Source organism: Rhodococcus mengyinensis (genome assembly GCF_048381435.1).
Taxonomy (GTDB): Bacteria; Actinomycetota; Actinomycetes; order Mycobacteriales; family Mycobacteriaceae; genus Rhodococcus_F; species Rhodococcus_F opacus_D.
Window position 1 is genome coordinate 1 of record NZ_JBLWIT010000120.1, and the last position, 19,870, is coordinate 19,870.

Consider the following 19,870-nt stretch of genomic DNA (forward strand, 5'->3'; position numbering starts at 1 on the left):
GGGGGCGACGGGGTGGGTAGCGGCATCACCCCGCGAGCAGTACCCCGACCAGGGCGATCGACGCCACCCAGACGGTGGAGATGCCTGCGAGGACGAAGGGGCGTGCGCCGACCTTCTTGATCGTGGCGATCTGGACACCGGCGCCGAGGGCGAACATCGCGGCGGTGAGGAGGGCGGTCTGCACGATCTTGGCCTCGGCGAGCAGGCCCGTGGGCAGCAGGCCGGACGACCGCAGGCCGACGCAGGCGAGGAAGGCGAGGACGAAGAGCGGGACGAGCGGCGGCCGCTTCACATCGGCGTCGGTGCCGGCGAGCCTGCGCTGGCGCACGCTGAGGACGGCCATGACCGGGGCGAGCATGAGGACGCGGGCGAGTTTGACCACCGCGGCCACGCCCAAAGCGGCACCACCGATCGCCCCGCCCGCGGCGACGACCTGCGCGACCTCGTGGATGGAGCCGCCCGCCCACAGGCCGGCGTCGGTGTCGGAGAGTCCCAGCGCCCGCGACAGCAGCGGAATCGCGGGGATCATGAGCGTGCCGAAGATGACGACGAGCGCGACCGCGGTGATCACCTCTTCCTCGTCGGCGTCGACGACACCGTCCACCGCCGCCACCGCTGCCGCGCCGCAGATCGAGAATCCGCAGGCGATGAGCAGTCGCTGGGTCCAGCTGAGGCCGAGCAGCTTGCCCGCGAACATCGTTCCCACGATGCCGAGACAGACGATCGAGACGACCACGACGATGACGCCCCAGCCCAGTCCGAGGATGTCGCTCAGCATCAATTGGAGTCCGAGGAGGGCGATGCCCACCCGCAACAGCTTTTTGGCAGAGAACTGCAGTCCCGGGCGCAGGCGTTCGGGCAGATGCACGACGTTCGACAGAACGGCGCCGAGCACGATGGCGATGAGCAGCGGGCTCACCGTCGGAAGGAACCGGCCGACACCCATGGCAACGGCGGTGGCGACGGCGCACAGCGCCAGGCCTGGCAGGAGAGTGGCCGTGGCGGTCTGCAGTCGCGGCAGCGTTGCCGGGCTCTCGACGCGCTGTTCCTCGGACTTCGATTCGCTCAGTTGACTACTCATGGATCCACGGTCCGTCACCGCGGCCGTCTCCGGTAGACGTCATCTCGACATACACATATATCAATGTGATATGTCTTGCGCCTGGGTCATATACTCGATGCATGTCCCGCAGATGGCCCGAGTTCCCCGTTCTCGAGTTGCTCGTGGGCGTCGACGACCACGGAAGCCTCAGCGCTGCCGCCAGACTCACCGGAATGGCGCAGCCGAATGCGAGTCGCGCCATCAAACAACTCGAGCGCCAGTTCGGCATGACACTGCTGCAGCGCAGCCCGACGGGCTCGATACTGACACCGCAAGGTACCGTGATCGCACACTGGGCACGCCGGGTGCTCTCCGACACTCGCCGGCTGCTCGACGTGGCCGAGGGACTGCGCGCGGAACGCGCCGCCGAGTTGACGGTGGGTGCCAGCATGACGGTCGCGGAACACCTGATGCCGGGGTGGCTGGGGCAGTTTCGCCGTTTGCATTCCGACGTGACCATTCACCTGCAGGTGCACAACTCGACTCAGGTGTTCGAGCGGATCAACAGCAGGATCTGCGACGTCGGGTTCGTCGAATCGCCGACGGTGCCGCGACCGTTGAAGAGTCTCACGGTGGCGCGTGACCGCCTGGTCGTCGTCGTTCATCCCACCCACCCGTGGGCCCGGCGACGGAAGGCGCTGACCGTCGCCGAGTTGGCGCTGACACCGCTCCTGGTCCGCGAGCCGGGATCCGGCACCCGAACCACCCTTGACGTGGCATTGCAGGAATACGACCGAGCGGCACCGCTTCTCGAGCTGGGCAGCGCCGCCGCGATTCGCACCAGCGTGCTGGCCGGAGTCGGCCCCGCGGTGATGAGCACCCTTGCGGTGGCGGAGCAGGTCGGCGCGGGAGAGCTGAAGGTGATCGACGTCGACGGTCTCGAACTCGACAGGGTGTTGCGCGCCGTGTGGCGGGGCGCGCGTCAGCTCGACGGTCCCGCGGGCGAACTGGTGCGTCTGGTCCGCCGGGTCGGTGCCGAGCCGTGAGCGGCTGTCACCCGAGAATGCAGGTCGCCGCACCGGCGGCGATCACCAGTGCGATGACCGCGGAACGGAACACCCCCGGCGGGAGTCGGCGGGCGATCGCCAGCCCGATGACGTTGCCGATCAGCGCGGCCGCGACGAAGACCGGGAGTCGCGGCCAGAACATCGATTCCGTGATTTCGTCGTGGAACCACAGGACAGCGAGCGCCATCACGTTCGCGACGATGAAATAGCCTGCGAGATCGGCAATGAAGGCCAGCGGTGGCAACCGCGCGCGCATCAGCAACAGGACCGGTGGCGGTCCGTTGAGCGACGTCGTCGTTCCGAGGTACCCACCCACGGAACCGGTGAGGAGGTGCGCAGTCGTGGACGGCGCACGTGTGACTTCCGCCCGGTTGGGGAGCGCCATCGCAAGCCCGCACAACATCACCACAACTCCCGCTGCCGGCTTCAGATACTGCTCCGGCAGCGAACCGAGCGTGACCGCGCCCAGCCAGGCGCCGGGCAGGCTGCCACCGCCGAGCAGCGCCACCCGTCCCCACGTGATGTGTTCCCGCAACTGGTACGCGGCGCCGATCCGCGTGATCAGGCCCGCCACCAGATTGACGAATACCACTTCGGGAACGGCGAATCCAACCATCAGCATCACCGGCGTCGCGATCAGTGCCGTCCCGAACCCGGTGGCGCCGCCGATGACCGACGCGATGCCGATGCACAGGGCACCGATGAGGAGCATCGTCATCGCGACTCCCTTCCCGATCCGGTGGCACGTTCCCGTGCAGGTCTGATGTTCAGGTGGCCAAAGATTGGACTGCGCTCACCAGAGCCATCAGTTCGATGTCGCTGCCGGTGCACCCTCGGGACAGGTCGTTCCACGGTGCGGCCAACCCTTGCAGGATGGGACCCAAGGCTATTGCACCGCCGAGCCGCTGAGCAATTTTGTACCCGATGTTGCCGGCATCGAGATTGGGGAAGACCAACACGTTCGCCCGGCCGGCGACCCGTGAACCGGGCGCCTTGGACGCGCCGATCTCGGCGACCAGCGCGGCATCGAATTGCAGGTCACCGTCTACATGCAACTGCGGGTCCCGGACGCGCACCAGCTCCGCGGCCTCGCGGACCTTCTCCACCCGCGGGTGGCTGGCGCTGCCCTGGGTGCTGAACGACAGCATCGCCGCGATCGGAATCTGCTCGGTGAGCTGGAAGTGGGTGGCGCTGGCGGCCAGCGCGATGTCGACCAGTTCCTCGACCGTGGGGTCGGGTACGACGGCGCAGTCGGAGAATGTCAACTGCCTTCCGTCCGACAGCAACATCAGAAACGAGCTCGACAGGATGCTCGAACCCGGCGCGAGACCGACGATGCGCAGCCCGGCCCGCAGCACATCGGACGTCGGCCAGCTCGCACCCGCGACGCAGGCGTCGACCACTCCGGCGCGCAGTGCCCCTGCGGCAAGGCACACCGGGTCGGACAGCGCCGACTCGATCCGGTCGGGGTACCTGGCGAATCCCGATTCGACGGCGTCCCGGATCGCGGGGTCTGCGGCCGCCTCGTCGAGGTCGACGACGAGTTCCTCGGCCAGCGGGATACCCGCGGCCTCGGCGATGCGCCGGATGGCGTCCCGCCGCCCGAACAGCCGCGGGGAGACGACACATTTGTGGTGCAGATGGTGGGCCGCACGGATCGCGCGCTCGTCTTCTCCGTCGGCGAGACCGACGACGCGGCCCTCCCCACGCAGGGTCGCGACCCAGTGGTCGATCAGCGACGAATCGTTCAGTCGTGCAGCGTCGGTGGGTGGTACAGCGGTGACGCCCGGGGCCATGGCCTCGCTCTCCCATCACTACGAAGAAGGGTGGCGGTCGTCGATNNNNACGACCGCCACCCGCTGGAACTCGGGGAACGTATCGTTCCCTACGGCTGGATTGCCTTTTCGATGTCGGTGAGCATGCTGTCGATGCCGTGGAGCAGTTCCGAGAGCACCTCGTCGTCGGCCACGAGGGGCGGCGAGATCATCAGCATCGTGGCCCCACGGTCGTCGCCGCGGAGAATCACCTTGGTGCGGGCGAACGCCTCCGGCAGCACCTTGCGCAACACCGTCAGCGACTCCTGCTCGGTGAACTCGCGGCCGCTGTCGCTGTCGGCCATCAATTCGATCGCGTAGAAGAATCCGGTGCCGCGCACGTCCTTGACGCAGCGGTGCGAGCTCATCAGCGAGTCGAGTGCCGACCGCAACTTCGGGCCGCGCGCGGAGACGTTGCCCAGCACGTTCTCGTCGCGCATCGCGGTGATGTTCGCGACCGCCACCGCCGTCGACACCGGGTGTCCGCCCCACGTCGCGCCGTGTGTGAACACGCCGCCCTTGGGCGAGTCGTAGAGCTCGCGAACCAGCTGCTCACGCACGATCAGGCCGCCGAGCGGGGCGTATCCGGACGTGGAGCCCTTCGCGAACGTGATCATGTCGGGCACCACACCGGTGAGCCCGTGCCCGAACCAGTGTCCGAGGCGGCCGAACGAGCAGATCACCTCGTCGGAGACCAGCAGGATCCCGTGCTTGTCGCACAGCGCGCGCAGCGCAGGCCAGTACCCGTCCGGCGGAACCAGGGCGCCGCGCCCGTTCTGAACCGGCTCGGCGAACACGGCGGCGATGGTGTCGGCACCCTCTTCCTCGATGACGGCTTCGATCGCGGCGATGCAGTCGAGCTCGTTCGCCGGGCCGCAGTCGCCGAGGTAACCGAGGGTGTTGGGTACGGAGCGGACCCCGGGCAGCAGCGGTCCGAACGGGTCTTTGATCTTGGGCAGCTGAGTTACCGAGAGCGCGCCGAGAGTGGTTCCATGGTAGGCCATCTCGCGGCTGATGATCTTGGTTCGCTGAGGGTTGCCCTGGCTGCGGTGGTACTGCCGGGCGAACTTGACGGCCGTCTCCACGGCCTCGGATCCCGAGTTGACGAAGAAGGTCGTCCCGAGGTCGCCGGGTGCCAGGTCGGCGATGAGCGCGGACGCCTCGATCGCGGGAATGTGGGCGCTGCCCCAGTTGGAGGCGTAGGCCAGCGTCCCGATCTGCTCGCTCGCCGCCTTGGCGATGTCGTCGCGGCCGTGACCGATGTTCACGCAGAACAGGCCTGCCAGACCGTCGAGGAAACGGTCCCCCTCGGTGTCGATCAGATAGCTTCCCTCGCCACGAACGAACACCGGGAAGTCGCTTTCCCAGGTGTCCTTACGGGTGAAATGAGGTCCGAGGTGCCGGCGGGCCCGTGCTCGCAATTCGGTGACGTCCACGACCATCTCCTTCGTTGTCGAATGGCTGTGATCCACAACATACCGACGAGGCAGACTGCAGGTCAGGGCCAGAAGAGCGGTATTCGATGGGTCCAGTCTGGTCCCCGTAGACGGCGCTCAACTGGTCCTTCTGGTCCCATGCCAGAGTGATCCAGACTTCGGTATCGCTCGGGCACCACGACGTGTGGTCGGAGCGGCGAACAGCCCCAGCTAACGGAGGTCTCAGATGAGGATCGGTATCCCCAAGGAAGTCAAGAACCACGAGTACCGGGTGGCGGCCACTCCCGCCGGTGTCCACGAAATGGTCGCCCACGGGCACGACGTGTTCGTGGAACGCGGTGCGGGGGAGGGCTCGTCGATCGGCGACGACGCCTACGGTGCCGCCGGCGCGAAGATCCTCGACTCCGCCGACGCGGTGTGGCAGAGCGCGGAACTGCTGCTCAAGGTCAAGGAGCCCATCGCCGAGGAATACCACCGGATGCGTTCGGACCTCACGTTGTTCACCTACCTGCACCTCGCTGCGGGTGAAGAGTGCACCCGGGCACTGCTCGCCGCCGGTACCAATTCCGTTGCGTACGAGACCGTTCAGCTTCCCGACGGTTCCCTGCCCCTGCTGTTCCCGATGAGTGAGGTCGCCGGCCGGCTCGCACCGCTCGTCGGCGCGCAGGCACTCATGCGACCGGAGGGTGGCCGAGGCGTACTGATCGGCGGCGTGTCCGGTGTGTTGCCGGCTCGCGTCGTCGTGATCGGTGCGGGTGTATCGGGCATGAATGCCGTCGCCGTCGCCGCAGGCACCTGGGCCGACGTGGTCCTGTTCGACAAGAACGTCGACAAGCTGCGCGCCGCCGACCGGATGTACCAGGGCCGGATCCGCACCCTCGCCGCGAACGCCTACTCGATCGAGCAGGAGGTCATGCAGGCCGACCTCGTCATCGGTGCCGTGCTCGTCCCGGGCGCCAAGGCACCGAAGATCATCTCGAACTCGCTGGTCTCGCGGATGAAGCCGGGCAGCGTTCTCGTCGACATCGCGATCGACCAGGGTGGTTGCTTCGAGGATTCGCGTCCCACCACCCACGCGGAGCCCACGTTCAAGGTTCACGACTCGGTGTTCTACTGCGTGGCGAACATGCCGGGAGCGGTGCCCCACACGTCCACGTACGCACTCACCAACGTGACCTTGCCGTACACCCTGCAGATCGCCGAGAAGGGCCTCGCCCGCGCGGCCAGGGAGAATGCCGCACTCCGCGCCGGTGTCAGCACCGTCGCCGGGCGCCTGACGAACGATGCCGTCGGTGAGGCACTCGGGATCGAGTCGGTCAGCGTCGACGACGCGCTCAACCTGGTTTGATTTCGCCGCCGGCCCGGCATACTGAGAAGTGCTCGTTCGAGAACTTCTCGGCGTGCCGGGTCGGCCTACCTCTGGCCACTCTTGGATCCACAGGAGGCGATGCGTGCCGAGAACACTGATCGAGGTCGACCGCAATTCCGCCGAACCGCTCTACCGCCAGGTTCGACGGGCGATCGAACACGGCATCGCCAACGGGCTGTTCGATCCACGACACCGCCTTCCGAGTTCGCGTGAACTCGCGGTCGATCTCGCGATCTCCCGGAACACGATCAACCTGGCGTATCAGGAACTGATCGCCGAGGGACTCGTTCAAAGCCACCAGCGATCGGGCATGTTCGTCAATCCCGACATGATCGAGACGCTCGCAACGGACGCCCGCGCGACCATTCCGCGCATCGACTGGTCGTCCCGCATCCGGCGTTACCCCGACGCCGACGTCCCGCACATCGAGAAGAACGTCGACTGGCACAGCTATCCGTACCCGTTCCTGGCCGGGCAGATCGACATCCGCAGTTTCCCCGCCCGCGCGTGGGTGCGTTGTCTCCGCGACGCGCTGTATCAACCCCACGCCTACGCGAGCCTCCAGGACAGCGTCGGTGCGGACGACCCCATGCTGATCGACATGATCCGCCAGCATCTGCTGCCCTCGCGCGGCATCGAGGCGAGTGCGGACGAAGTTCTGGTGACGGTCGGTTCCCAGCAGGGGCTGGACCTCGTCGGCCGGGTGCTGCTCGGACCCGAGGATCGGGTTGCCATCGAAAACCCCGGCTATCTCGATGCTCGACACATCTTCCTGCGCACCGGCGCCCAGGTGTACGGCATCGACGTCGACGACCACGGCCTGCGCCCGCCGGAGACGCTGCGCGGCACAGATCTGATGTATCTGACACCGAGCCATCACCATCCGACCAACGCGACGCTCGGCATCGACCGTCGTCAGCGTCTGCTGCAACTCGCCGCGGAGTCCGGCACCGTGATCGTGGAGGACGACTACGACAGCGAGTTCCGCTACCACGGCAGCCCCAGCCCGGCGCTGAAAGCGCTCGATTCCAGCGGCGACGCCGTCTATCTCGGCACGTTCTCGAAGTTCCTGGCCCCGGGCCTGCGTCTGGGCTACCTCGTCGGGCCCGCGGATCTGGTGCGCGAACTGCGGAAGGCCCGGCGGTACGTGCTCCGTCATCCACCGGGTCACCAGCAACGGGCCCTGGCCATGCTCATCGACAGCGGGGAGTACCACCGCGCGCTGCGCCACCACCGCACCCAGATGAAACACAAATGGGAGCGGCTGTGTGCGGCCGTCGACAAGTACCTTCCGTGGCCGCAGGAGCCGTATCCGCCCGGTGGCGTCAGCTTGTGGATGACCGGTCCGGAGAACCTCGACTGCCGGGTGCTCGTGCGCGAGGCGGAAGCCCGCGGTGTGCTCATCGAACGGGGCGACATCTTCTTCACGCAGCCGGTCCCGCCCCGCAACCACTTCCGCATCGGCTATGGCGCGATCCCCCTGCGGTCCATCGAAGAAGGCATCGCACTTCTCGGCCAGGCGTGCCAGGCGAGTTTCCGCTTTGGCAGGTAGACCCGATAACACCCGCGCCTGCGCGCATCCTGCCGCCCAGACGGCGGCCTGTTCGGCCGGCTTCCTCGCAGCCGCAGTGGCCCACGGCCCGTGGTCAGAACATATTGGAGGCGCGTCGGCTCGGGGACTCTAGGGTGGTCAGCACATGACTACAGCAGAATCCTTGTTGGCCGGCCCACGTGGGCGTCGGATGCTGCTCGCCTACGCGAGGGACGCCGAACGAACTCTGCAACCCGAGTTCCGCAGTGACTCGTTCGATCACGCCGTATTTCTGGCGTCGTATCACCTCGAGTCCGGTCGCGAAGGCGCACGCGTGCTGTTCGGGCCCGGCGCTGAAGAGGCTCGGCGGACCGTCCTCACTGCAGACGATGTGGCGCATCGCCTGTCCCAGGTGCCGCTTCCCGAGGTGACAGCGGTTGCACTCCGTTCGGCCCTCGCCGACGCGGTTGACGCGGCGCGCTACTGGCAGGACCCGGACGGTGAAGACATCCTCGTCGATACCGAGCCGGTGCGCCGTGAGCTTCGACGGGTCGCCGAGCACATCGCACGATCCCCGCACGCGCAGTGGTGGACGACGCCCGCTGCGACCGATCAGTGGTCGGTGGGCTGGAGTGAGGACGATACGGATCTCGTTGACTCGACTACCACAGAACTGTTGCGTGACTACCGTGAACGGACTGCCGCGGAGGAAGTGCGAGCAGAACGCGATCGTCCGGCGGATCCGTCGGCGAACTGGTCCGGCTGGTGGTGGTCGACTCCACCCACACGGTGTTCGTCCCGGCGGCTGTTCGACCGGACCCCGGCCGGTTTGTGGTTCGTCGAGGACAGCATGGGATGGGAGCGCGCCATCACGCGACGAATGAACATCCCCGCCGGCGCTCGCGTGTACGAGGTCGACGGCCCGCAGGCGTGGGCAGAACTGTGCAGACAGTATCCCGTCGAGGTCACCGCGCAGAAACGACACGATTGGTACCGCACCACCGGACGATCTGGACGATGGGTCATTCCCGACTGGCCGCGTTTCTCCGAACGGTACGAGGGCGTCCATCTCACCGTGGCGGGATACCTCGCCGCGGCGGGCACCGCGATCGCCGTCGACGCCAGCACCGCGAGTGTCATCGCGGGATGGGCGCCCGACGACACCTACTGGCTCACCGACACCGTCAACCTCGACAGTGACGATTCCCGGACCTGGGTGTGCGACACCAGTGGAAGACATCCTTCCTGGGTCGGCGAAACGCACCGCTGAGGACTGCTGTCCTTGAGCCGCAGGCGGATCCGCGAACGCGATGCCGGCGGGAATCGGCACGCGACACGCTAAATTTGGGGCACCCCAAAGCAAAGGAGAGCCCCATGGGCAAGGTGGTCATGTACAGCTCGGTGTCGGTGGACGGCTTCATCGCGGACGAAAATGACCAGCCCGGACCGCTGTTCGACTGGTTGTCCAGCGGTGACGTCCCGTTGGACGAAAGCGGCGAGCTGAAGGTGTCGCAGACGTCCTACGACTACACCCGGTCGTACTGGGACCAGATCGGGGCGACACTCGTCGGCCGCCACGTCTTCGACATGACCGACGGCTGGGACGGAAAGCCTCCGAGCGGGATCGACCACGTGGTCGTCGTGACGCACCGGCCGAAGCCCGAGGGCTGGGACCCCGAGGCGCCGTTTCACTTCGTCGACGGCATCGAGGCAGCCGTGGCCAAGGCGCAGGAGCTCGCGGGTGACCGCATCGTCGAGGTCGCCGCCGGCGACGTCGGTGGCCAGGTGCTTGCCGCAGGCCTGATCGACGAGGTGCGCATGGACGTCGTACCCGTCGTGTTCGGGGCCGGCAAGCGCTACTTCGGGTCGGTCCACGCACAGCACCTGTTGGAGGATCCCGACGAGGTGATTCAGGGCAACCGGGTGCTTCACCTGCGCTATCGGGTGCGCCGTCGACCGATCTGAGCGGACTGCGAACGGTGACACAGATCGGGTCTCAGGCTGCGTTTGCGCATCGCTGTCCCTGGTCGGGCAGCCGACGCCGATCCGCCCCATCACCTCACCTGCGGCAAGTTCAACTCGAGATCACTGGTCGCCGGCTTCCGTCCAGGCGCCGGTTGTCGCGTTCGAGTTCGCCGGTCCGGTGTTCGCGGTCGAGGACGAGGCCGATGCCGACGACGTTGACTCCGGCATCGATGAGTTCGGCGACGCGTTCGAGCCGGGCCAGTTCGTGGTCGCCGTACCGGCGGGTGCCCGCGCCGGTACGGAGGGGAGTGATCAGCCCGTACTCCTCCGCGCGGGACCGGCGGCAGTCGACAAGCACTGGCCAGGAACGCCCGCGGGACTCGCGGCGGTGCGCCGTCTGGTCGGGATCCGGCCGGCATGAGCTTCGCGTAGTCAACGGGATAAGTCCGCCTCACGCTCGGGCAGCGCACCGGAGCGCCCGCCACGTGCGATTGGGGACCGGGCACACGGGGTAGTCACGGTATACGCCTCGCGCGCACCGGCGCGCCATGTTCCACATGCTCCCGACGCCCGACGCAGTGCGTGGCGACGACACACAGCAGGTGGGTTCGATGATGAAAATAGGAAAGACCAAAACCAAAGTTGAAGTTGCCGCAGCGGTCGGCGCCGGATATCTACTGGGGCGCACACACCAGTTGAGGATGGCCGTGAAGATCGCTGGTGCGGGCGGGCGGTCCCCCAAGGGGCCTGAGGATCTGCTCGTACAGGGATCCGAGTTTCTGGCCTCGTCTCCGGAGATTGGGGAACTGGGCGATTCGGTTCGGGACGAGCTACTCGACACGGCGGCCGCCACGGCTGAGGCCAGCAGTGGGCACGTCGATTCGTTCCGCGACCGCCTCCGGTCGGGCGGCGCGCACGTCGTGGCCGGCGGCGGACATCTGGTCGCGGGGGTGAAGAGGATCGGTCGGCGCGGGCACGCCCACCCGCGGGACCCCGAGGATTCCACCGTCGACGAGATATCGGAGCACGGAAAAGACGAGGACGGACGTTCGTCTCCCGCGGTCGAAGAAGAACAACAGGCGAAGCCGCACAGACTGCGCAAACGTCGGGTCACGACACCCAGTGATTCGGCGGGGGAGCCCCGCGACCAATCCGCACAGGAAGCACGACCGGACACAACCGCACGCAGGAAGGGGACGGCCAAGGCGCACTAGTCTCCTCACCCGTTGGGGCCCGGTGCGCATCGATCGGCGCCGGGTTGTGCGTGTCCGCGATCCCGTTATCGGTGCTCGTGGATTCGCTCCGACCGGCGCCGAAACCGCACACTCCGTCATGCAGCAACTCCTCGCGGACAACGAACACTTCCTCACGGTCGTGATGTGCGTGGTCGTGGTGGCACTCGCCGCCGCCGCGGTGTGGACGATCTTCCGCTGACGGACAGGATTCCGGGGGTCCGGCAGGCGGGAATCTCGTTGTTCGGCATGAAATCCCGTGTCCAACGGGCCCGCGCCGCCCTCCAGGCCCAATTGCACGACTTCCAGCCCCGCAGCGGATCGTGCGCCTGCGGAGCGACGTCATCGGAGGACGAGCACACCGCTACCGCACCCTCGGCCTATCCCGAGATCCACCACGCGACGTCGCCGCTGCGCAACGCCGCGGGTGAGAGCGGAGACAGTGAAGCGGTGAAGTGTCGAACTCCCGCGTCACCTGATCGAGCTGCCACAGCTCTCGTAGTCCCACGGGTACCCACAGTCCCCGCTGGACCTCACGAAATTACTGATACTGCCAGTACTGTTATCTGGTCCGTACTGGAGAGCTGAGGAGTGACATCTGTGGCACGCAAGGTTGTAGTTGAGATGGTCGACGACATCGACGGCACCACCTTTGGTGAGGACGGCGAGAGCATCCACTATGCAGTCGACGGCGTCGAGTACGTGATCGACCTGAAGGACGAGCACGCGAAGGAACTCCGAGAGACCTTCGAGTACTACATCGCGCACTCCACCCGCGTCGGCGGCCGCAAACACCGCTCGGACCGACCGGTCAACCCCACTGCCGAGAGACGGCCGTCGGGCGAAACGACGAAGATCCGCGCCTGGGCACTCGAGCAGGGCTACGAACTGTCCTCTCGTGGACGTATCCCCACCGAGATCGAGCAGGCTTTCCACGACGCCCACTGAACCTGCGCAGCGCCTTCCCCGTCGCGGTGGTCGATCGTGGCAGGCTATCGGTATGTGTGGTCGTTACGCCTCGACGACGAGCCGGGGAACGCTGCTCGAGACCTTCGATGTCGCCCCTGAACGGGCCGACCCGGAGATGGCGCCGGACTACAACGTGGCGCCCACGAAGACCTCCCCAGTTGTGATCGCGCGGGTACCGAAAGACACCGACGACGAGCAACCCCAACGACAGCTCCGCAACCTCAAATGGGGCCTGACACCGTTCTGGGCCAAAGATCCGAAGATCGGCTCACGCATGATCAACGCCCGCGCCGAGACCGTGCATGAAAAGCCCGCCTACAGGCAGTGTTTCAAGTCGCGGCGCGGGATCGTCCCGGTGTCCGGGTTCTACGAGTGGTTCCCGACCCACGAGGTCGGCAAGTCCGGGAAACCCCTCAAGCAGCCGTACTACATCCACCCGGCCGAGAGCGACATTCTCCCGTTGGCCGGCATCTTCGACTTCTGGCGCAACCCCGACGTCCCCGACAACGATCCGGACGCCTGGCTGATCACATTTTGCGTGATCACAACCAACTCGACCGACGATGTGGGGCATATCCACGATCGGATGCCGATGAGCGTCGCCCCGGAGAACTGGGCGGACTGGCTCGACCCGACCAACACCGACGTCGACCACGCCCGATCCTTGATGGCACCGCCGGCACCGGGCAGCCTCGAGACCTACCCGGTGTCCAAGGCCGTCAACAACGTTCGCAACAACGGTGAAGACCTGCTGAAGCCGATCACTCTCGAGGACGCCCACTGACCACTGGTGCGACCCGCGCAAGCACCACGCACTGCCGGCGGACACACCGCCTCGGAATACCACCCGATGGTCCGCTGTTGAACAGGCTGACGGTGGCGCACATACCCCGGGTACCACACCAGAAAAGTCGCTGCGAGCGACCACTTGCCGAGAGGCGATATGGCGTCACCGTCCCGCTGGCCGGGTAAGACCTACAGTGCGTAGCGTTCCCGAAAAGGAAACGAAGCCGCTGTCACCGGGGAAGGCGACAGCGGCTTCCCTTTGATCGGATACGTTCCGTCACAGCGAATCCCGTGTGACCGACCCCGGATCGAGGTCTCCGCGCTGACCCGGTAGATAGGGCGACCCCACCCGATTGAAAACCCCGCCCTCCATCCCGGAATTCCTGGCGGCCCCCAGAATGACGGCACCGTCCACTCCTACCCAATGCGGCAAGATCTGCACGGGCACGCCGAGCCCGCGTAACTCGTGACCGAGGTCGGTGGGAGCGGCACGGCGCTCCAGATACCGCGTCGCCATCAAATCGGAACCGTCGGCAGACAGAACGTCGAACGGAAGGTAGGTGACCGGCACCTGCCGTCGCAGGGCCGTAGTCGGGCGCAGGGTGTTCATCCGCTTCTGCAAGCGCGCGAACGACAGCCGACCCTGGGAGAGGGCCACGATCTCGCCGTCGAACACGATCCGGCCGCGACCGCCGAATGCTTCGGTCAACGCCTCGGCCACCTCTGGGTACGAGGAGGTGACGACGTTGGGGTTGCGGGTCCACAACACCGGCGGCTCGCCGCCGCCGACCGCAGCCACGACGCGGCACCCGTCGTACTTCATTTCCGCCGCCCAGCCACCGTCCATTTGCTCCGGAGGTTCACCCGGGGTGGCCAACATCGGCGCAATCAGCCGCATGGGCCGATTGTGCGCCCATTTGCGCAGCTCGGGCGACCCTTACGGTTCCGGTATGCGGAAGACCAGCCGATTCGTCAAGCGTATGTTCACGCTGCTCACGTGACGCTGAACCACCAGTACGCGATCTGTGCCAGACCGTTGGCGATCGCATAGAAGGCGGGCTGCGCCCACTCGGGAATGCCCCAAAGACTCAGGTCGTCCATGGCGTCCTCCACACGTTGAAGTTGGCCCCGACAACTACGCATCGCTCGCGGTTACGGCGGATCGGAATCGCGTCAACACCTCCGGGGTTAGTTGAATGGAAGCGACTGCCACCACTGGATCGCGTTGCCTAGTGCCACCCACGCGTCGAGGAGCTGAGGGAAAGCGTAGAAGAATCCCAGGTCCAACATGGCGAACTCCTTGGTCGGAACGGGCTCTGTTGAATGGAAGCGCACCTCCTGCGCTGTGTATCGCCCGCCGGAGGCGGATCGGTACAGCTACCCAATCGAGTGGGGCCCGTAGGTGCAGGCCGAGTGATGGCGGGTTCACCCGCAGATCGCAAAGAGAAACAGGCCGCCACACCTGCCAATCCGCGGAACACCGTAGATCAGGACCGTGATGATCACCGGTCTGGGCAGTGAGTGGCGACCTGTTGCTCGTCGCGGTTGTCAGAGTAGATCGTCCCTGTGACAGAGACGATCAGGACTTCGCCGGGACGAGAAACTTCACCGCGACGCTGAACGCATATTTTCCTGGGTTATGGATAGGGACTCGATGAGTGCATGGCCGTCCTCATCGATGCTGAGGATTTTGAACTTCGAGACCCCTTGAGCGTGGAGCATCACCGTGTCGCCAGTTGTCAAACCCGCGCGAGTTCCGGGATTCTCGGTCATACGCCACACCGAGCCCGTACGGGTTCGGTGTGCAAGCCGCCGATATTTGCCGGATTCGATCGATCGTGGCTCCGACTGCCGCAACGGGCGCCACAGTGCTGTGCCGATAGCGGATCGCTGACCGGTGCGAACTTCCTGCATCATCGGGAGATGACTGCGCCCAGACCCCCGGTGGCTGCTGGGCGCACTTCAGCGAGCTCGACATCGCTGGATTCAGAAAGCTCGACCCTGGTCAAGAGGTCGACTTCGAGTGGCAGAAGCCGACTGGTCCGGTAGAGGGTAGCGACTCCGGTTCGGTGGCCTGGCGAACGGTCCCGAAGGTCCAGGCAACCGGCCACGCCCCACTGCGAGCTGCGCTGTGATGAACACCGACAGTTGGACCGAACGATGGCCAGAACACCCGGCCATCAGGACGTTACCCGCCGCGGTCAGTGCAGGGTGGACATCGGCAAGGCGTTGCCGCTCGGGCGTGGGGAAGCGGCGCGCGCCGATTACGTCGGCATGGGGGTGAACGTCTATCTGTCGGGTCTGCGGCCAGCGCCTCAAACGCATTGGTTTCAAATCCATTCTCTGCACTTCGCAAGTGCCCGGGCGGAGTGGTACCCGGATTGGGCGGCTTTTCAGAGGTCGAAGATTAGTTAGGGTGTTCGTCAACGGGCAACTGCGCTAGCCAGGCCGGCGACGCGGGCCGCGATACTCTCGCTGAGGTCACGGATCTCTGCGGCGAGGGTATCGCGGCTCTTCGTGTCCGACTCGTGCACGAACGTCGTCGATCCCATTGTGGCACCGCAGTATTCGACAATGCCGCGCTCGATCTGCGTTCGAAAGGCCTCGTACACACCGTGGCGCTCGAAACTCTCCGCGTCGTCGCCCGCAACGGGGATCAGATGGACGGTGAGTCGGTCCAGCTTCTTCACGAATTCGCTTCCCGGGGTGAATTCGTATGCCCACCCGCTGACGAAGACGCGATCGATCCAGCCTTTGAGTAGTGCGGGCATCGACCACCAGTACATCGGAAACACGAGAATCAGATGTTCTGCACGATCGATTCGTTTCTGCTCGGCTACCACGTCAGCAGGCGCAGACCCGTTGCCGCGGAACAGGTCCAGATCGGCTTCGGAGAATCGGGGATCGAAGTTCTCGACTCCCAGGTCGGCGATGTCAACTTCACCGCCCGTGGCGCGGATCGCGTCGGCGGTAGCTCGGGCGACATGCTGGGTCAGCGAGTCGGGATCGGAATGGGACACTACGACGAGTGCGGTCATGAGCGTTTCCTTCGGCGAGTGAGACGTCTATGTACCAAGAGTAGGTTACTATTCGTATATAGCGCAAGGAGGTGCCCGATGGCACGCACGAGACTGTCGCGGGCCGACAGATACGACCAGCTTGTGGAGGTGTCGTGGGCCCTGGTACGAGCAGAAGGCGCGGACGCGCTGACCCTCGGCCGGTTGGCCGAACGTGCAGGCGTCGCAAAACCGGTCGTCTACAGCCACTTTGCCTCCCGCGCCGCGCTGTTGGCCGCCCTCTTCAGCGAATTCGACGACCGTCAGACGGTGATGCTCGAGGAGTATCTCGAGGCCGCGGAGGAGTCACTGAATGGGCGCGCGAACGCCATCGCCAACTCGTACGTCGGATGCGCGCTGGCGCAGGGGCGTGAACTGACGGGTGTGCTCGCAGCGCTGGAGGGTTCGCCCGAGCTGGAGCAGGTCAAGCGTGAATCGGAGCACGTTTATTCCGAACGATGCCGGGAGATACTTGCCCCCTTCGGCACCACCGGTGGACTTGCGCAACCACCGATGACGGCGATATTCGGTGCTGCGGAGGCGCTCTCGCACGCGGCGGTAACGGGAGTGCTCTCGTCCGACGAGGCGAAAGGCGAACTCGCCGCGCTGATCGTCGCGGTGGTCGGCAGGACCTGACGTCACTGGCGTGTCTGGCGTTGCGCTAGGGCCGTCGTCCGAACCAGTCGAGGAGTCGGGTCTGCTGCGAAGCGTCGGGAGGCAATGTGAGACTCGGGCCCTCGCCGTACGCGCCGAAGGCGAGCATGTCGTCCAGATGGGTTCGACCACACGCGACAGCCCGGCGACCACAGGCGGGTCAAGAGTTTCATCGAGGCCCGCCGCACGAAGGAGGTCCCACAAGGTCGACGAGCCGGAACCGCAGGAACGCCTCGGCAGGGACGTCGCAGTTCGGGCCTGGAACTGGCTGTTCCGGTGGTGCGGCGGCGAAGGCCTCGGCCTGGTGTCGTGACGATTCGGCCACCGCAGCGACCGGGTCGTCTCCGAGCTGGTCATCTGCGAGCATGTTCCGGGCTTGTTCACGACCGACGCCGGCAAGCAGGAGCGCAGTGAAGCGATTTCCCACCACGACGTGCTCGACCAGGTCGCGCACCGAAATCTGTGACGGTGTGGGCAGGTCCCATGAGTCCACCGGCAGTTGGCGCACCACGCGCTCGAATTCGGCCGAGGCAGCGAGAATAAGTTCCACCTTTCGCACGGTAGCGGTCGTGGACTGGCTCCGGATAGGTGCGTCGTGGCGGATGTCCTTCTCGGGAACCACCAGCGGGACAGGCCGGCCGACAGCGCGCTGGCGGACAGGTGGTTCCGTAAGCGGATCGCTGACTGGTCACTGATCCTCAATCGGTGCCGTAGATGGATGGCCGTACTGCACATGGAGGTACTTCCCGGACCGGCCTGCGTTGTTGGTCTGTTCGCTTGAGCCAAAAGTGCTACCCGGCTGCGGCGGGACGTCCGTGCGGTTCTCACCGCGCGGGCCTGTGTAGTCGGCTCCGTAGTCGGCCTGTTCGCGGGAGGGTTCCTTCTCTGCCCTTCGTGTCCAGATCTGGAGTAAGTACCGCTCGGGGTATCCGGAGTCGGCTACCCAGCCGAAGGCGCGCACGAAAACCGTAGCCGGTCCTGGCTCAGTGAGAATTTCGTCGAGCTCGCCCAGGTCCGATCCGAAATCTCCGTCGAGAATCCGCTGGGAGCCGTTGTTGGTGTGATAGCTGGTCTCCGCTGTTCTGTCCCAATCCTGAGGCGATGGTGTGCCGGTCGGCGGACCATCATGTACCTCCACCGTCACCTGTACGGGTCCCCATCTGACTTCGGTGGTGATAGCCAGCACGCCCTGGCCAGGCTGCAGGAAACCCGCAGTCCCGTCGATCGTCGATGCTTGGGCCGCGAAAAGGTCGTCGAACAGGAAGAAGTTGCTGTTCTCGCTGTGGACCTGTCCACTGAGTCGTCGTCGCATCGTCGGCTCCTGTCTCCCGTTATCCGCTCCGTCAGGAACGGTGCCCATGATTCCGGCAGGTGATGACCAACTGTCGACCGTCGCATCCGCTCAGGGATCCGTTTTCGGAACAGGTCACCTGCGGGGTTACGCAGCTGCCACCATGATCAGATGTACGAGTCGACGTTCGAGCTTGTCGACCGGTTCGCGGCCGCCCTTCCACGATCCGAGGAGCTTGCACAACCGGTGGACTCGATCGTCCAGCAGTTGACCGCGCGGGTCGCACGGCTCGGGCGCATCGCACAGAGGATTGAGGCCAACTCCAGCAACGACACGCACGAAGTCCTCCAGAGTGTGCGCGCTGAGCTCAAGGCCACCGAAGCAGAGCTCCTCCACTGGCGAGTTGTCCTCGCGCGGCTTACCGGCAGCGAAGTGCCAGCCGATCCAGAACCCGTTCCCAAGGGAGAGTGGGTCGCTGAAGCACCGCACGACGAGTGAGGCGTCCGGTGACGGATCGGCTACCGGCCAGGTATGCGGAAACTAGCTGCATCGAACTCAATGCTCGTCATCTTCAGTCCGAACTCGGGGTAAGCCACCGTGACGTGGATTGTGCCTGTGGTGGGCACCGGGCTGAGGAAGTAATGCGCCCTCGTCTCGATGACACCCAGCTCGTGAACACGACCGCGAGAGTCTCCACCCCCGTAGAGCCATGGCTCGTTCGGATCGTCAGGGAAGTCGTCCGGTTTGAACGAGTTGGACAACACCGTGCCCCCATAAGCGCCGTGTTCACCACGAGAGGGTGAGACAGCAACGACCAGTCGAATTCTGGTCTTGTGGGCCTTGTCCGGCCTGATCCTGAAACCAAGATTGATGGTTTCTGTGTCGAACGGGATACCGGCGGTGGGGTCGGGGTCCGGTTCTCGGGCGACCAGATCAAAGCCCACCCCGTTCTCGTAGACCTTCACTCGGGTGAATTGGAGGTCGAGCCCGTTGTTTGTTCTGAACGGGATGGACAACGTCGGCTCATGGAGGACTGGATCCTCGTCCTCCGTTGTCAGGAAAGCGTCCGGTCGTTTCCGGAACTCCGGTACATCGCGGCGACCCGGTGGGCGTTGAGCCCGTTTGTCGCGTTGTTCTTGCTCCTCACGTTCCAGTTCGCGCTCAAGTTCTTTGTCCGAGATGGATTCGCCGACCAGTCGTAAGATCCGGGCGCTCCACACTAGGTGGGCAGTCCACCCAGGCGGTGGATCGCCAACGTAACCAAAGTTGATTCGCTTTCCAGACATGGCATCGATACTTGCATGTGCTAACCGATGAACAGCACAGATCGAACATCGACGACGTCGATCGCGAACGTCCGAAAGACGAACGGCGGATTCTGGCGGTCATCGCAACAGCAGTCGTTCCATCTCTTCGATGGGTGTGCGAAATTCTAGCCGTTTCCGGGGACGCTCATTGAGTTGCCGCGAGACCCACTCCAGGTCCGCTTTCGAGTGCACACTCAGGTCCGAACCTTTGGGGAAGTACTGACGGAGAATGCCGTTCGTATTCTCGTTGGTCCCCCGCTGCCAGGGTGCGTGTGGATCACAGAAGTAGATGTCGATCCCGGTGGCCGCGCTGACGCTCTTCCAGTCCCGCATCTCCGAACCCTGGTCCCA

The 19,870-nt window shown here is 65.3% G+C and carries 20 protein-coding genes and 1 pseudogene; 10 read left to right on the top strand and 11 right to left on the bottom strand.

The genetic code is table 11. The features are described 5' to 3' along the window. Window positions 1-25: 25 nt before the first annotated feature. Window positions 26-1,081 carry a YeiH family protein gene (locus ACNJ7E_RS26880; RefSeq protein WP_418341385.1) on the bottom strand — a complete coding sequence of 352 codons (1,056 nt, stop codon included), beginning with the start codon at window positions 1,079-1,081 and terminating at the stop codon, window positions 26-28. A 101-nt stretch (window positions 1,082-1,182) separates the two neighbouring features. On the opposite strand from ACNJ7E_RS26880, the gene ACNJ7E_RS26885 reads away from it, so the two are divergent. Beyond that, window positions 1,183-2,088, top strand: coding sequence for a LysR family transcriptional regulator (locus ACNJ7E_RS26885; protein ID WP_418341386.1), 906 nt, complete (start codon window positions 1,183-1,185; stop codon window positions 2,086-2,088). 7 nt (window positions 2,089-2,095) lie between these two features. Here the strand turns inward: ACNJ7E_RS26885 and ACNJ7E_RS26890 are convergent, their stop codons facing one another. The 3 genes from ACNJ7E_RS26890 to ACNJ7E_RS26900 all read right to left on the bottom strand — a co-directional run bounded on the left by ACNJ7E_RS26890 (window position 2,096) and on the right by ACNJ7E_RS26900 (window position 5,365). Next, complete coding sequence (locus ACNJ7E_RS26890) at window positions 2,096-2,827, bottom strand: sulfite exporter TauE/SafE family protein (protein WP_280779230.1); 732 nt, start codon at window positions 2,825-2,827, stop codon at window positions 2,096-2,098. Between the two features lie 49 nt (window positions 2,828-2,876). After that, a complete protein-coding gene (locus tag ACNJ7E_RS26895) occupies window positions 2,877-3,905 on the bottom strand; it encodes a phosphotransacetylase (RefSeq protein ID WP_418341387.1) in 1,029 nt (342 codons plus the stop codon). Window positions 3,906-3,994: 89 nt separating this feature from the next. After that, complete coding sequence (locus tag ACNJ7E_RS26900; protein ID WP_418341388.1) at window positions 3,995-5,365, bottom strand: aspartate aminotransferase family protein; 1,371 nt, start codon at window positions 5,363-5,365, stop codon at window positions 3,995-3,997. Between the two features lie 220 nt (window positions 5,366-5,585). On the opposite strand from ACNJ7E_RS26900, the gene ald reads away from it, so the two are divergent. From ald to ACNJ7E_RS26920, 4 genes are all read left to right on the top strand, one after another. Beyond that, the gene (gene ald / locus ACNJ7E_RS26905; protein WP_005249214.1) at window positions 5,586-6,707 is read left to right on the top strand and encodes an alanine dehydrogenase; all 1,122 of its coding nucleotides are present in this window, start codon (window positions 5,586-5,588) and stop codon (window positions 6,705-6,707) included. 103 nt (window positions 6,708-6,810) lie between these two features. Beyond that, window positions 6,811-8,280, top strand: a complete 1,470-nt coding sequence (gene pdxR / locus ACNJ7E_RS26910; RefSeq protein ID WP_317571041.1) for a MocR-like pyridoxine biosynthesis transcription factor PdxR — start codon at window positions 6,811-6,813, stop codon at window positions 8,278-8,280. 145 nt (window positions 8,281-8,425) lie between these two features. Then, window positions 8,426-9,529: a hypothetical protein gene (locus ACNJ7E_RS26915; protein ID WP_418341389.1), complete on the top strand. Its 1,104-nt coding sequence runs from the start codon at window positions 8,426-8,428 to the stop codon at window positions 9,527-9,529. A gap of 104 nt (window positions 9,530-9,633) precedes the next feature. Further along, window positions 9,634-10,224: a dihydrofolate reductase family protein gene (locus ACNJ7E_RS26920; RefSeq protein WP_280779221.1), complete on the top strand. Its 591-nt coding sequence runs from the start codon at window positions 9,634-9,636 to the stop codon at window positions 10,222-10,224. A gap of 142 nt (window positions 10,225-10,366) precedes the next feature. Here the strand turns inward: ACNJ7E_RS26920 and ACNJ7E_RS26925 are convergent. After that, window positions 10,367-10,552: pseudogene (locus ACNJ7E_RS26925) on the bottom strand (MerR family transcriptional regulator); the annotation flags it as partial. 373 nt (window positions 10,553-10,925) lie between these two features. Here ACNJ7E_RS26925 and ACNJ7E_RS26930 point away from each other — a divergent pair. The 3 genes from ACNJ7E_RS26930 (at window position 10,926) to ACNJ7E_RS26940 (ending at window position 13,209) form a co-directional block, all read left to right on the top strand. Beyond that, window positions 10,926-11,438, top strand: a complete 513-nt coding sequence (locus ACNJ7E_RS26930) for a hypothetical protein (RefSeq protein ID WP_418341391.1) — start codon at window positions 10,926-10,928, stop codon at window positions 11,436-11,438. A gap of 618 nt (window positions 11,439-12,056) precedes the next feature. After that, the gene (locus ACNJ7E_RS26935) at window positions 12,057-12,404 is read left to right on the top strand and encodes a histone-like nucleoid-structuring protein Lsr2 (RefSeq protein ID WP_280779219.1); all 348 of its coding nucleotides are present in this window, start codon (window positions 12,057-12,059) and stop codon (window positions 12,402-12,404) included. Window positions 12,405-12,456: 52 nt separating this feature from the next. Beyond that, window positions 12,457-13,209: an SOS response-associated peptidase gene (locus ACNJ7E_RS26940; RefSeq protein ID WP_280779218.1), complete on the top strand. Its 753-nt coding sequence runs from the start codon at window positions 12,457-12,459 to the stop codon at window positions 13,207-13,209. A gap of 279 nt (window positions 13,210-13,488) precedes the next feature. Here ACNJ7E_RS26940 and ACNJ7E_RS26945 read toward each other — a convergent pair whose 3' ends face one another. Continuing rightward, entirely contained in the window at window positions 13,489-14,109 is a 621-nt protein-coding gene (locus tag ACNJ7E_RS26945) for an ATP-dependent DNA ligase (RefSeq protein ID WP_489686846.1), read from the bottom strand. Window positions 14,110-15,634: 1,525 nt separating this feature from the next. Further along, on the bottom strand, window positions 15,635-16,249 hold the full coding sequence (locus ACNJ7E_RS26950; RefSeq protein WP_283334638.1) for an NAD(P)H-dependent oxidoreductase: 615 nt from the start codon (window positions 16,247-16,249) through the stop codon (window positions 15,635-15,637). Window positions 16,250-16,327: 78 nt separating this feature from the next. Here ACNJ7E_RS26950 and ACNJ7E_RS26955 point away from each other — a divergent pair, with 78 nt between their 5' ends. Next, window positions 16,328-16,903, top strand: coding sequence for a TetR/AcrR family transcriptional regulator (locus ACNJ7E_RS26955; protein ID WP_317570556.1), 576 nt, complete (start codon window positions 16,328-16,330; stop codon window positions 16,901-16,903). A 187-nt stretch (window positions 16,904-17,090) separates the two neighbouring features. Here the strand turns inward: ACNJ7E_RS26955 and ACNJ7E_RS26960 are convergent, their stop codons facing one another. Then, entirely contained in the window at window positions 17,091-17,471 is a 381-nt protein-coding gene (locus ACNJ7E_RS26960) for a maleylpyruvate isomerase N-terminal domain-containing protein (RefSeq protein ID WP_283334640.1), read from the bottom strand. 138 nt (window positions 17,472-17,609) lie between these two features. Continuing rightward, a complete protein-coding gene (locus tag ACNJ7E_RS26965; protein WP_283334641.1) occupies window positions 17,610-18,233 on the bottom strand; it encodes a hypothetical protein in 624 nt (207 codons plus the stop codon). Between the two features lie 150 nt (window positions 18,234-18,383). Between ACNJ7E_RS26965 and ACNJ7E_RS26970 the strand changes: the two genes are divergently transcribed. Continuing rightward, window positions 18,384-18,710, top strand: a complete 327-nt coding sequence (locus ACNJ7E_RS26970; RefSeq protein WP_283334642.1) for a hypothetical protein — start codon at window positions 18,384-18,386, stop codon at window positions 18,708-18,710. Between the two features lie 20 nt (window positions 18,711-18,730). Here ACNJ7E_RS26970 and ACNJ7E_RS26975 read toward each other — a convergent pair whose 3' ends face one another. Together ACNJ7E_RS26975 and ACNJ7E_RS26980 are read right to left on the bottom strand one after the other, a co-directional pair. Further along, complete coding sequence (locus tag ACNJ7E_RS26975) at window positions 18,731-19,498, bottom strand: hypothetical protein (RefSeq protein WP_317570562.1); 768 nt, start codon at window positions 19,496-19,498, stop codon at window positions 18,731-18,733. 99 nt (window positions 19,499-19,597) lie between these two features. Then, window positions 19,598-19,870: IS30 family transposase (locus tag ACNJ7E_RS26980; protein WP_418341390.1), on the bottom strand; the 273-nt coding region annotated here is incomplete at its 5' end.